14 protein-coding genes and 1 tRNA gene are annotated in these 12086 nt (G+C 61.5%); 12 read left to right on the forward strand and 3 right to left on the reverse strand.

The features are described from left to right. The first annotated feature begins 102 nt into the window (after positions 1–102). The 3 genes from dusA (at position 103) to AB4Z27_RS14430 (ending at position 2363) form a co-directional block, all read left to right on the forward strand. On the forward strand, positions 103–1107 hold the full coding sequence (dusA, locus tag AB4Z27_RS14420; RefSeq protein WP_441644660.1) for a tRNA dihydrouridine(20/20a) synthase DusA: 1005 nt from the start codon (positions 103–105) through the stop codon (positions 1105–1107). A gap of 781 nt (positions 1108–1888) precedes the next feature. Further along, complete coding sequence (locus AB4Z27_RS14425; RefSeq protein ID WP_369823365.1) at positions 1889–2152, forward strand: hypothetical protein; 264 nt, start codon at positions 1889–1891, stop codon at positions 2150–2152. Positions 2153–2287: 135 nt separating this feature from the next. Beyond that, a tRNA-His gene (locus AB4Z27_RS14430) sits at positions 2288–2363 on the forward strand. 67 nt (positions 2364–2430) lie between these two features. Here the strand turns inward: AB4Z27_RS14430 and AB4Z27_RS14435 are convergent. After that, entirely contained in the window at positions 2431–3555 is a 1125-nt protein-coding gene (locus AB4Z27_RS14435) for a hypothetical protein (protein ID WP_092289461.1), read from the reverse strand. A 243-nt stretch (positions 3556–3798) separates the two neighbouring features. On the opposite strand from AB4Z27_RS14435, the gene AB4Z27_RS14440 reads away from it, so the two are divergent. Further along, positions 3799–4536 (forward strand): hypothetical protein, encoded by a 738-nt coding sequence (locus tag AB4Z27_RS14440; protein WP_441644661.1) that lies wholly within the window; start codon positions 3799–3801, stop codon positions 4534–4536. Positions 4537–4749: 213 nt separating this feature from the next. Here the strand turns inward: AB4Z27_RS14440 and AB4Z27_RS14445 are convergent, their stop codons facing one another. Together AB4Z27_RS14445 and lexA are read right to left on the reverse strand one after the other, a co-directional pair. Further along, the gene (locus AB4Z27_RS14445; protein ID WP_177219820.1) at positions 4750–4923 is read right to left on the reverse strand and encodes a hypothetical protein; all 174 of its coding nucleotides are present in this window, start codon (positions 4921–4923) and stop codon (positions 4750–4752) included. 120 nt (positions 4924–5043) lie between these two features. After that, complete coding sequence (lexA, locus tag AB4Z27_RS14450) at positions 5044–5700, reverse strand: transcriptional repressor LexA (protein WP_092289457.1); 657 nt, start codon at positions 5698–5700, stop codon at positions 5044–5046. A 191-nt stretch (positions 5701–5891) separates the two neighbouring features. On the opposite strand from lexA, the gene AB4Z27_RS14455 reads away from it, so the two are divergent. From AB4Z27_RS14455 to AB4Z27_RS14490, 8 genes are all read left to right on the forward strand, one after another. Then, complete coding sequence (locus AB4Z27_RS14455; RefSeq protein ID WP_369823371.1) at positions 5892–6935, forward strand: asparaginase; 1044 nt, start codon at positions 5892–5894, stop codon at positions 6933–6935. 127 nt (positions 6936–7062) lie between these two features. Further along, entirely contained in the window at positions 7063–7437 is a 375-nt protein-coding gene (gene rpsF / locus AB4Z27_RS14460; protein WP_019448365.1) for a 30S ribosomal protein S6, read from the forward strand. 77 nt (positions 7438–7514) lie between these two features. Further along, positions 7515–7814, forward strand: coding sequence for a primosomal replication protein N (gene priB, locus AB4Z27_RS14465; RefSeq protein WP_092289453.1), 300 nt, complete (start codon positions 7515–7517; stop codon positions 7812–7814). A gap of 3 nt (positions 7815–7817) precedes the next feature. Then, positions 7818–8096: a 30S ribosomal protein S18 gene (rpsR, locus tag AB4Z27_RS14470; protein WP_006163606.1), complete on the forward strand. Its 279-nt coding sequence runs from the start codon at positions 7818–7820 to the stop codon at positions 8094–8096. Positions 8097–8126: 30 nt separating this feature from the next. After that, the gene (rplI, locus tag AB4Z27_RS14475; protein WP_092289451.1) at positions 8127–8579 is read left to right on the forward strand and encodes a 50S ribosomal protein L9; all 453 of its coding nucleotides are present in this window, start codon (positions 8127–8129) and stop codon (positions 8577–8579) included. Between the two features lie 129 nt (positions 8580–8708). Beyond that, positions 8709–10100: a replicative DNA helicase gene (locus AB4Z27_RS14480; RefSeq protein ID WP_092289449.1), complete on the forward strand. Its 1392-nt coding sequence runs from the start codon at positions 8709–8711 to the stop codon at positions 10098–10100. Between the two features lie 159 nt (positions 10101–10259). Next, on the forward strand, positions 10260–10886 hold the full coding sequence (locus AB4Z27_RS14485) for a DUF47 domain-containing protein (RefSeq protein ID WP_092289447.1): 627 nt from the start codon (positions 10260–10262) through the stop codon (positions 10884–10886). Between the two features lie 13 nt (positions 10887–10899). Beyond that, complete coding sequence (locus AB4Z27_RS14490; protein ID WP_092289446.1) at positions 10900–11910, forward strand: inorganic phosphate transporter; 1011 nt, start codon at positions 10900–10902, stop codon at positions 11908–11910. Positions 11911–12086: the final 176 nt, after the last annotated feature.

The raw sequence follows: 12086 nt of genomic DNA on the forward strand, positions 1-12086 counted from the left end.
CATCCCTTACCACGCCCTGCAACGCACGCCCAGCTCACGTATACTGCGGGTCTCCCAATAGCCGGGTTCGTCCCAGGCTACATCCGCTATCCCACGACCCGCATGACCGTAAATCCCCGCCGCATCTCKGTGGCCCCGATGATGGATTGGACTGATCGCCATTGCCGCACGTTTCACCGCGCGTTGAGCCGGGACACCTGGCTCTATACCGAAATGGTGACGACGGGCGCGCTTCTTCATGGCGATGTGGCGCGCCACCTGGATTTCGACGCCGCCGAGCAGCCCGTAGCGCTTCAACTGGGCGGCAGCGAGCCTGCCGACCTCGCCCAGGCGGCAAAACTCGGCGAACAATGGGGTTACAAGGAAATCAACCTCAACTGCGGCTGCCCGTCGGAGCGCGTGCAGCGTGGCGCGTTTGGCGCTTGCCTGATGGCGGAGCCGACTCTGGTGGCGGATTGCGTGAAAGCGATGCGCGATGCGGTGTCCATTCCGGTGACGGTCAAGCACCGGATCGGTATCGACACGATCGAGCATTACGATTTTGTCCGCGATTTTGTTGGCACGATCGCTGATGCGGGATGCGAGACGTTTATCGTCCATGCGCGCAACGCGATATTGAAGGGCCTGAGCCCAAAAGAAAATCGCGAAATCCCGCCGCTCCGTTATGAGGTCGCTTATCAGCTAAAACGCGAGTTTCCGAAACTCGAGATTCTGATCAATGGTGGCATCGTGACCTACGACGAGATCGCCGAGCATCTGCAACACGTGGATGGCGTCATGATTGGCCGCGAGGCGTATCACCAACCGTATTTCCTGTCGGAAATGGATACGCGCTTCTATGGCGCGACCACGCCTATTTCTGCGCGGCAGGAAGTGGAGTTGGCGATGCAGGACTACATCGGCGCTTTGGTGGAGCAAGGCGCTTACATGGGCGCCGTCACGCGGCACATGCTGGGCTTGCATCGTGGCATTCACGGTGGCCGGGGTTGGCGGCGTGTGCTGTCAGATGCACGTCGCATGCACGCCGCGCGTAGCCGTATCGCCGTGGACGCGCTCTTCGAAGAAGCGCGTAGCCACCTGCGTCCGGACCTGCTTGAGGCAGCCTGAGCGCCCGCCGGAATCGAAGGAAAACTCTAATTTCGAACGATCGTTCTATGCAGGGTGCCCGGACGGGTGGGTGCAGCGGTGTATTGGGCAGTCGGTGGCGTCGAATCCCGCACCAGCAAAGGGATTCCCCTAATTCGCCGCTTAGCGGGCACCTTCTTACACTGTGCTTGCCCTCGAATACAGGGCTTTCTTCAACTGATTATTGGGCCCGCCGTGTGCGGGCTCTTTTTTTGTCCGCCGTACCTTGGGTTTGCCCGAATAGTGCTCACGATCCGGGCCGACTACATTGATCCTGCCTTCAGGGCATTGAGATCGCTAATTTAAGAGTCCGCTACGGCGGGCTCTTTTTTTTCGTCCTCACATTCTGCGCGTCCCCAAAAAAAGCAGGCGACTCTTGGTTACCAAGGCCGCCTGACGGGAATGTCGAGGGGGGTCAATGTCCCTCGCGAAAGAGTATCTATCAGCACCAATTGCGCCAGAACCCTGCGTTCGTGGGGCCCGCCGCGTTTTTCGTGCGGTAGCCGATAGACATTTTGACTTGGCGAAACGGCGTTCGATGTCCCACGCTATAGACATCTGGATTTCTGAAAGTAGTAAGCGGCGTTTTCGTCATGTTACGATGCCATCAATGCCGYGGCAGTCGGCATGTGGCCTGTGAATCCTGTGCAACCAGGGTTTCGGTGGGGSAAAAGCAAGTGGGCTGGCCGGTAGTCGGCGTCGCAGCGCGTGCACGAGCATGGGCCGGCGCGACGGATCGGAAGCGAGCCTTGGGGGATAGCACATGGTGGATGGGGAAGAGCCATTTGGCGAGGTCTTCGAGGACTTCCGCCTGATCTGGGTGGCCGAGCGTCTGCAGGACGGCAAATGGACTGCGCGGTACTGCTGGCACGCCGGCACCTCGGTGGAAGCGGGTAAAGCATTGCAGCGCGATGTGCTCAATGGCAAGTCCCGGCGACTGCTCGGCTTGTTCCCGAGCGAGGCCGAGACTGTTGCCGCAATCAAGGAGGCGGTGCTGCTCGAAGCGAAGTGGCATGGCAGTCGATAAGGCAGGCGAGGCCGGTTGAAATTTTTTGTGCGGAATACTAGCCATCCTCTGAAGATCCTTGTAGAATCTTGTTTTTCGTTGAACGGCAACGCCGGTTAGCGGAAGCGCCAGCGGCAAGCTGGCAAAACCTCTACGGTGGCTGTAGCTCAGTTGGTAGAGTCCAGGATTGTGATTCCTGTCGTCGTGGGTTCGAGTCCCATCAGCCACCCCAAATTGCTTAACAAAACGGCCACTTACTCAAGTGGCCGTTTGCTTTTCTGCGSGCCGTTGCTACCCGCTCAGCGAGCACTCCCGTCCTGATTCCCCTCCGAGAAATAGTAGAGATGGGTGTTGTCCGGCGCTTCGGCGTGGCGACGAAATTTTTCGCTGTCCGATTCGGCGCTGGCCTTGGCCAGTTCCGCGGCTTGTCGATAGGGCATCGGCTCCTTGTCCTTCTCGACCTCCAGCAACCGCGTCTGCTCATTCACGCGCACGCTGAACCGGCCCAGGTTGTAGAACAGGTACATGGCGTAGAGATTGTCGAAGTCGCGATAGGCCCCTTGCTCCCTGCGGAAATCGAGCGACAGGACGGAGGGGAAGCGGTTGGGCAGGTCCTTGAATGCCACCTTCTCCTCTTCGCGAGGTTCCACATAGGTGGAGCTGCCGTACTTCTTGTACAGCACTACGTCCATACCGTATCCGCGCTTGCCCCATTCCTTGATCAGCTTCATCGCCATCTCCGTGGGAATATTCGCGGTCGCGGCGGCCACCACGCGTCGCCCGGATAGGACTTTGGGGCTCTTTATCGTCAAATCCTTGTAGCCGGCGCCGTACTTGAAGGCGGCGCCGATGGTCTTGGCGCAGTTCAGGCGCAAATAATCGTATTGGATTGTRCCGCTGTGATATTCGGTGTCCGTTGCCCGCCGATGGTARTCGTCGTTGATGCGGCGGAAGTAATCGACCAGCGACTGTTTTTCCTGCGTGGGCACGCCGTAGACCCGCACACCGATCACCGACCGCTTGTAAATCTCGCCATAGTCGAGGCCAAACATCGTCGTTTCCGCGATGGAGGAGGCCGTCTTGAACAGATATTCCTTCTTTGGGATGCCCGCCATCAGATTGGCGGTGTAAAAATCATTCTCGTGCTTGGGCGTGCGGTCGGCGTAGAAATTTGCCGAGTAGACAATGTCGTCGCCGAGCGTGTCGTCACGGACGCCCAGGGCGATATGGCCAGCCGATCCGCCCTTCGATGTCCCAAAGCTGATCAGTAGCTCCAGGTCGTAGGGCTCTTCGCGAAGTAGGTCGGTAATCTGATCGATATTGGCGGGCTCGGGGCCACCCTTGCTACCGAACTCAGCAGCAACCCCCGGCCCCGAAATCAGTGCGGCGATGACCAGGAGCCATGCCGCCAGGCTTGTCCTCATTGCGTCCCTTATATCGTCAGCCAGTGTCCGTCGATCCTTCACCCAAAGAATAATCGTTGATCGGCCCATGTGCCGGAAAACCGTCGGGGGCGTGGATGCACTGGGCTTTGTTCCCGGATCATGTGCGACAGCCCACATAGTGACAAGTTTTCGAGAATGATTTTCGCTACGCTTCACGGCGGGCCAAATGGTCTAATCCATATCATCTAGGCAAATCACCTATACGAAGCGCGAGGTCATGCCGTGGCGGAGCGAATTCGATTCAACCCTGATGTAGCACTGGCGGCATTTTCCAGTGTGATYCCGATGCCGACCTTGGCTGCCATTAACGCGGCTATCGATCGATCCTTCGGCGAACAGCCCGAGCGTGCCGAGCCATTCGCAATGGCTGAGTTACTACGTCGCAATGAAGCCTTCCGCAAGCTCGAGGAGACGGTGTGCGCCGAGACTCGGGCCATGGCCACCACGCTCCTGAAGAAGTCGCTGCGTTGGGAAGCGTTCCACGTGATTCGTTGTGCCAGCACGTATACGCGCAACGAGAGCCATTGCCGCCACTACGATTCGCATCTGCTGACGCTGCTGATTCCGCTGAAGCTCGCCCCCGATGGCGTTTGCAACGGTGATCTGCTGGTTTATCACCCGCCACGGCTGGCGGTATCCACTGTGGCCAATGTTTTTTGCAAGCTTCGTCATGGCATTCAGCGCAATCTGCCGTTTCCCATCAGAAAATGGMTGACGCTACGGGATCTGCGCCGTGGCCGCTGCAACCGCGTGCCGGTGGAGCCGGGCAGCGTCTATGTCTTCAACGGCTTTGTGCTCCAGCATGCCAACCTTGATGTGGAAGTTGGCGAGCGCCGGTCGTTGCTGATTCACTACTACGACCCTGGCTACTCGGCGGGTCTGAGCGGGACCGTGCGGGGCGTGCGTATGCTGTGGGACCGTCTGCGCAAGAACATGACTGGCATGTATCCTGGTACCTGATCCAGCCGGGGAGGGCGAAAAAAAACCGGCACTCGGCGGGGTCGACAAGTTCCGGTTTCGCGCATCGGCGCCAATGCGCCAGTACTACGGATGCGCGCCATCGAGTGTAAAGCACCTCTCACGACGAATTAAACGTTCTCTTAATTTCACGTGGTGGGCTCGCAACTGCACTATTTACAATGATTTGGGCGACGCGGATCCGCCGCTAGCGGTTCATGCGTCCAGTTTGTCGGGCATATCCGCAAGTTCCAGCATCCGGCAGATTGCAGCCATGCTGCCGACCATCGTACGACGCTGGGCGCCCTGGTAGACGCGCACGCCCTTGGTTTGGCGGAACGGCACGGGCTTGACCGGGCGGCGGGAAGCGGTGTGGTTGACTGGCAGCATGGCGGCACCTCGAAGTTTGCGACAGCAGGAGTCCACGCCCGTCGTCCGGAGAGAACGGGGCGGCGTTGGCACTGCAAAACTGGGGACCAGGACAGGCGGCCGCCCGTCCGGTCTCGGAAGTCAGAAGCCCGAGGAGCGGATTAGCCCGACGGCGATGCCTTCCAGCGAAAATTCCTCGCGGCCGGCCTGCACCACGATATTCTCGAAATCCGGGTTTTCGGCGATCAGCTCGATCATGTCGCCGCGCCGCTTCAGGCGTTTGACGGTCACATCGTCGCCGATCCGCGCGACGACGATCTTGCCGTTGGCGGCTTCGCTGGCTTTCCTGACGGCGAGCAGGTCGCCGTCGAGGATGCCGGCATCGCGCATGCTCAGGCCCCGCACGCGCAGCAGGTAATCAGGTCGATCATCAAATACCGAGGCGTCTACCTGGTACTGACGGTCGATGTGCTCTGCGGCAAGGATCGGGCTGCCTGCGGCCACGCGGCCCACGAGCGGCAGCGTCAGCTGCATCACGCCGGCCATCGGCAGCGAGAACTGGTCCGTCATCTCCGAATCGCTACGTGCCACCTTGAGGCGGATGCCGCGCGACGCGCCTGGCGTCAGCTCGATCACGCCCTTGCGGGCCAGCGCTCGCAGGTGTTCCTCGGCAGAGTTGGGCGAGGAGAAACCGAATTCGGACGCGATCTCGGCACGGGTCGGCGGAATGCCGGTGTGCCGGATCGTGTTGCGGATCAGGTCGAAGATCTGCTGTTGCCGGGGTGTCAGGGTCGCCATGGGTCGCCGGTCTCTCGTGGTGCCGAAGCACTGTATGTTTAAACAGTATGCTGTGATTTTATACAGTATCRAGTGAAGTGCAAGCACAATTTGCAGTGGCAATGTGGGGCATGCGCGACACCAGGCGGACTCCAGTGCGCCCGGCGACACGGGTTTGCGAGAGCGGCGGCCCTCGGCGTGCCACAGTTACAATCGCCTGCACCACCCGCTCACTCGCTCGATTTTCTCGCTATATGTCTACGTCATTGCCCCGCATCGTCGTGCTCGCCACCGGCGGCACCATCGCAGGCTCGTCCGCCAGCCCCGCCAGCAGTGCGCAGTACCGCGCGGCCACCGTGCCGGTCTCGTCGCTGATCCAGGCCGTGCCTGCGCTGGGCGAGGTGGCCCGTGTGGAGACGGAGCAGGTGGCCCAGATCGACAGCAAGGACATGGCCTTCAGCCTGTGGGCGACGCTTGCCGCGCGGGTGGCGCATTGGGTCGCGCAGCCCGATGTGGTGGGCGTGGTGATTACCCACGGCACGGACACGCTTGAAGAAACGGCGATGTTCCTGCACCTGACGCAGCGGAGCGCGGTGCCGGTGGTGCTGACCGCGGCAATGCGCCCGTCCACGTCGCTCTCGGCCGATGGTCCGCTGAATTTGCTCGACGCAGTGCGCGTGGCGGCAAGCCCGGATGCGCGCGGGCAGGGCGTGCTCGTGGTCCTGAACCAGGAAATTCATGCGGCCCGCGATGTCGCCAAGGCCCATACCTCGGCGGTCAATGCGTTCACGTCGCCGGCGGGCGGGCCAATTGGTTTCGTGCAGGATGCCTACGTGCGCTTTGGACGCGCGTTCGCCCCCGGCGACGCGCCAGCGCTGCCCGTGCCTACGGCGTGGCCACTTGTCGAAATCGTGGCGAGCTATGCCCAGCCGGGCAGGGTGGCCGTGGATGCGATGGTCTCGGCCGGCGTAAAGGGGTTCGTGGTGGCGGCCACCGGCAATGGCTCGGTTCATGAGACGCTGGGCGACGCGCTCGCCGATGCAGCTGCGCGAGGCGTGGCCGTGGTGCGAAGCTCCCGCACGGGCGCCGGCCATGTGGCGGGGCCGGCACGCCCGCGCCTGGCCTCGGGCGAATTCGCCTCCGCCGGCAATCTCAATCCGTACAAGGCGCGCGTGCTGCTGCTGGTGGCGCTGGCGGCGGATGCGTCGCTTGGCACCGATCCGGCTCGCCTGCAGGCTGTTTTCCGACAATACTGAGAGATTCCCAGCGTCCTGCCGGGATGCCGGCTTGCGTGCTGGCTCGGAACCGGGCTATACTCGCGGGCTATTCAACCTTGCTACACCGGACATGGCGCCCGGGTGGCTACATCCAAAAGGAGCGTCAATGCGTCATTACGAAATCGTATTTATCGTCCATCCGGACCAAAGCGAACAAGTGCCGGCGATGATCGAGCGTTACAAGCAGCTCGTCACGTCGCAAAACGGCCAGGTTCACCGCGTGGAAGACTGGGGCCGCCGTCAGATGGCCTACATGATCCAGAAGCTGGCCAAGGCTCACTACGTTTGCCTGAACATCGAATGCGGCAAGGAAACCCTGGCCGAACTCGAGCACGCCTTCAAGTTCAATGACGCCGTGCTGCGTCACCTGATCGTGCAGACCAAGAAGGCCGAGACCGCTCCTTCGCCGATGATGAAGGAAGTGCAGCGCGAAGAAGCCCGCAAGGCCGCGCAAACGACCACGGAAGGCCAGGCTGCCTGAATGCAGTCTGCGGTGCCGGTCGTGGCAGGCGAAATCCGCCACGGCAGGCCAGGTAGCGAGAGCGGGGGAGCACAGCGGTGAACCAGTTAAGGCTGACCGCCACCCTCGCGGAGCGCGATGCSCTGCGCTACACCCCGGCCGGTGTGCCCGTCGTCAACTGCATCCTGCAGCATGCCGGCGAGGTCATGGAGGCGGAAACGCCCCGGCAGGTGGAATTCGCCATCGCGGCGATGGGGATCGGTCCCGTCGGCCAGCGTCTGGAGCGGTTACCGCTCGGCACGCTGCTCGACTGCGAAGGATTCCTCACCCGCAGGCACCGCAACAGCAAGGCACTCGTCTTTCACATCACTGGATGTAAAGCATTCGTAAAGGATTGAATCATGGCATTCGTCAAACGTGACAACAAGAACAAGAAGCGCTTCCAGCAACAGAACCCGCTGTTCAAGCGCAAGCGCTTCTGCCGCTTCACCGTGGCTGGCGTGGAACAGATCGACTACAAGGATCTGGACACCCTGAAGGACTTCATCGGCGATAACGGCAAGATCACGCCGGCTCGTCTGACCGGTACCAAGGCTCACTATCAGCGTCAGCTGGATACGGCCATCAAGCGCGCCCGCTTTCTGGCGCTGATGCCGTACACCGACCTGCACAAGAACTGATAGTCCCAGGACCGCAAGGAGAAATACACGATGCAAGTCATTCTGCTGGAAAAAGTCATCAACCTGGGCAACCTGGGCGACATCGTTCGCGTGAAGGACGGTTACGCTCGTAACTTCCTGATCCCGTCGAAGAAGGCACGTCGCGCCACGCAAACCGCGATCGCCGAGTTCGAAGTGAAGCGCGCCGAGCTGGAAAAGGCCGCTGCCGCTAAGCTGGCCGCCGCTCAAGGCGAAGGCGAGAAGCTGAACGGCCTGACCGTCCAGATCACCCAGAAGTCGGGTGTGGACGGCCGACTGTTCGGTTCGGTGACCAACGCCGACATCGCCGAAGCCCTGGAAACCCAAGGCTTCAAGGTCGAGAAGGCCCAAGTGCGTCTGCCGAACGGCCCGCTGAAGATCGTTGGCGACCACCCGGTCAACGTTGCGCTGCACACCGACGTGGTGGTGGACGTGACCGTGTCCGTCCTGGGCGAGCACGTCTAAGCAGCACCGTATCGATGCGCCGGCCCCGGCCGGTGCGTCCGATGCACAAGAAGGCAGGAGCTGCGCTCCTGCCTTTTTTATTGCCGCCGCGCCCTTGGGCCGGGTCCGGCGCCGCTATAATCCCACCCCATGAATGCGCCTGCCGCCGATCCCCAACTAGACAGTCTCAAGGTTCCCCCGCACTCCATCGAGGCCGAGCAATCGGTACTCGGCGGTCTGCTGCTGGATAACGCCGCCTGGGACCGTATTGCCGACTTCCTCTCCGAATCGGACTTCTACCGCTTCGATCACCGCCTCATCTTCCAGAGCATTGCCCGCCTGATCTCCGCCACCAAGCCGGCGGACGTGATCACGGTGTATGAAATGCTCCAGGTGGCCGGCAAGGCCGAGGAGGTGGGTGGGCTGGCCTACCTGAACTCCCTGGCGCAGAACACGCCGAGCGCGGCCAATATCCGCCGCTATGCGGAAATCGTGCGCGAGCGCTCGGTGCTGCGCAAGCTGGTCACCGTGGCGGACGACATTGCCTCGGCCGCCTTTGCGCCGAAGGGCCGCGAGGTCCGTGAGCTGCTTGATGAAGCAGAATCCAAGGTTTTTGCGATTGCCGAAGAGGGCTCGCGGGGGCAGAAGGGCTTCCAGGAAATCCAGCCGCTGCTGACGCAGGTGGTGGAGCGGATCGACGAGCTGTATCACCGTGATTCCGCCACCGACGTGACCGGCGTGCCCACTGGCTTTATCGACCTGGACAAGATGACCAGCGGCATGCAGGCCGGCGACCTGATCATCGTGGCAGGCCGTCCGTCGATGGGTAAGACGGCATTTTCGCTGAACATCGGCGAACATGTGGCCGTGGAGCAGGGTCTGCCCGTGGCTGTGTTCTCGATGGAAATGGCCGGTGTGCAGCTGGCCATGCGTATGTTGGGCTCGGTGGGCCGGCTCGACCAGCACCGGTTGCGTACCGGCCGCCTACTGGACGAGGACTGGCCGCGTCTAACCCATGCCATCCAGCGCATGAACGACGCACAATTGTTTATCGACGAAACGCCAGCACTGAACCCGATGGAGCTGCGCGCGCGTTCGCGCCGCCTCGCGCGCCAGTGCGGGCAGCTTGGCCTGATCATCATCGATTACCTCCAGCTGATGTCCGGCTCGGGCAGCGGCGAGAACCGCGCGACCGAGATTTCGGAGATCTCCCGGTCGCTGAAGGGCCTCGCCAAGGAACTCAACTGCCCGGTGATCGCGCTGTCGCAGCTGAACCGAAGCCTGGAACAGCGTCCGAACAAGCGTCCGGTGATGTCCGATCTGCGTGAATCGGGCGCCATCGAACAGGATGCCGATGTGATCCTGTTCATTTATCGCGACGAAGTCTACAACCCGGACTCGCAGGACAAAGGGACATCGGAAATCATCATCGGTAAGCAGCGTAACGGCCCGATCGGCACCGTTCGGCTCACGTTCCTGGGTCAATTCACGAAGTTCGACAACTTCAGCGGTGGGCCGGCGTTCTTTGACAACGACACCTGATCCCACACGGCAACCCCTGAGCGGGCCGTAACCCTGTAAAATATTGCGCTTTGATGACAGCCGCCCAGCGCGGCTGTCGTGCAATCTGCGCCGGCGTGTGCCGGGCTCCCCTTTGCAACACAACCTGACGCGCCAGCGCGCGCGCCACAAGGACATTTCATGTTCGGCCGATTCATGCCCACCGAGGGCAAGTTCTTCGAATACTTCAACCAGCACGCCGATTGCGCGGTGACCGCCGCCCACGAGCTGGAAGCCCTCGTCAACGACCTGCCCAACGCTGAAGCCCATGCCCGGCGCGTGCAGGCCACCGAGAAGAAGGCTGACCGCATCACGCACGACACGATCGACCTGCTGCACAAGACCTTCATCACGCCGCTGGACCGCGACGAGATCCACAAGCTCATCACGACCATGGACGACATCCTGGACCTGATGGAAGACGTGGCCGAGACGATCTCGCTCTACGACGTGACCAGCCTGACGGACGAAGCCCGCCGCCTGGCCACCATCTGCGTGCAGTGCTGCGATCAGGTGAAGATTGCCGTGGGGCTGCTCGAAGACATGGGTAATGCCAGCACGATCCTGAAGACCGCACAGCAGATCGACCAGCTCGAGTCCGAGGCAGACCGCGTGATGCGCTCGGCCATGTCGAAGCTGTTCCGGGAAGAGACCGACGTGAAGCGCCTGATCAAGTTGAAGGCGATTTACGAGCAGTTGGAGACCATTACCGACAAGTGCGAGGACGTGGCCAACATCATCGAAGGCATCGTCCTGGAAAACGCCTGAGGCGCGCACTCGCATGCAAACCATTCAAATGAGCTTGTGGGTGATCGGCCTGCTGGTCGTGCTCGCGTTGCTGTTCGACTTCATGAACGGCTTCCACGATGCGGCCAACTCGATCGCCACGGTGGTGTCCACGGGTGTGCTGAAGCCGCACCATGCCGTGGCGATGGCCGCCATGTGCAACGTGGTCGCGATCTTCGTGTTCCACCTGAAGGTGGCCGCCACCGTCGGCACGGGCACGATTGACGTCAACATCGTCGATCACTACGTTATCTTCGGCGCGCTGGTCGGCGCCATCGCGTGGAACGTCATCACGTGGTTCTACGGGATTCCGTCGTCGTCGTCGCACGCGCTGATCGGCGGACTGGTCGGCGCAGCGGTGGCCAAGGCCGGCACCGGCGCGCTGGTTGGTAACGGCCTGATCAAGACCGTGGCCTTCATCCTGATTTCGCCGCTGCTCGGCTTCGTGCTGGGATCGATAATGATGGTGGTGGTGGGCTGGACGTTCTTCCGCACGCCGCCGTCGCGCGTGGACCGCTGGTTCCGCCGTCTGCAACTGGTGTCGGCGTCGCTCTATAGCCTCGGCCACGGCGGCAATGACGCGCAGAAGACCATCGGCATTATCTGGATGCTGCTGATCGCGAGCGGCCATATCGCCACGGGGGCCTCGGGCCCGCCGACCTGGGTGATCGTGAGCTGCTACGTGGCCATCGGCATGGGCACGCTGTTCGGCGGCTGGCGTATTGTCCGCACCATGGGCCAGAAGATCACCAAGCTGAAGCCGGTTGGCGGTTTCTGTGCTGAGACGGGCGGGGCGATTACGCTGTTCATCGCCTCGGCGCTTGGCGTGCCAGTGTCGACCACGCACACGATTACCGGCGCCATCGTTGGCGTGGGTTCGGCGCAGAAGATGTCCGCCGTGCGCTGGGGCGTGGCGGGCAACATCGTCTGGGCGTGGGTGCTGACCATTCCGGCGTCGGCGTTCATGGCCGCCATCGCATGGTGGATTGGCCGGCAGATCCTCTGACGGGATCGTGCAGAAACAAGAAAGCCAGGCATCTGAACTGCACCCCAAAAGTTGGACACCAACTTTTGGGGTGTTTTCATGTATCGGTACTCGGAGCAGTTCAGGCTGACAGTTATCCAGAGCTACCTGGACGGTCAGGCAGGCTATGGTGAGATCGCCAAACGCCATGAAATAGA

The organism is Cupriavidus sp. KB_39 (genome assembly GCF_052114485.1).
Taxonomy (GTDB): domain Bacteria; phylum Pseudomonadota; class Gammaproteobacteria; order Burkholderiales; family Burkholderiaceae; genus Cupriavidus.

Bases quoted from the DNA above. Each gene is read 5' to 3' on its own strand.
- rplI (WP_092289451.1), top strand. From the start codon at position 8,127: ATGCAAGTCATTCTGCTGGAAAAAGTCATCAACCTGGGCAACCTGGGC.
- lexA (WP_092289457.1), bottom strand. From the start codon at position 5,700: ATGGCGACCCTGACACCCCGGCAACAGCAGATCTTCGACCTGATCCGC.
- AB4Z27_RS14445 (WP_177219820.1), bottom strand. From the start codon at position 4,923: ATGCTGCCAGTCAACCACACCGCTTCCCGCCGCCCGGTCAAGCCCGTG.
- rpsR (WP_006163606.1), top strand. From the start codon at position 7,818: ATGGCATTCGTCAAACGTGACAACAAGAACAAGAAGCGCTTCCAGCAA.
- rpsF (WP_019448365.1), top strand. From the start codon at position 7,063: ATGCGTCATTACGAAATCGTATTTATCGTCCATCCGGACCAAAGCGAA.
- AB4Z27_RS14485 (WP_092289447.1), top strand. From the start codon at position 10,260: ATGTTCGGCCGATTCATGCCCACCGAGGGCAAGTTCTTCGAATACTTC.
- AB4Z27_RS14425 (WP_369823365.1), top strand. From the start codon at position 1,889: ATGGTGGATGGGGAAGAGCCATTTGGCGAGGTCTTCGAGGACTTCCGC.
- AB4Z27_RS14480 (WP_092289449.1), top strand. From the start codon at position 8,709: ATGAATGCGCCTGCCGCCGATCCCCAACTAGACAGTCTCAAGGTTCCC.
- AB4Z27_RS14490 (WP_092289446.1), top strand. From the start codon at position 10,900: ATGCAAACCATTCAAATGAGCTTGTGGGTGATCGGCCTGCTGGTCGTG.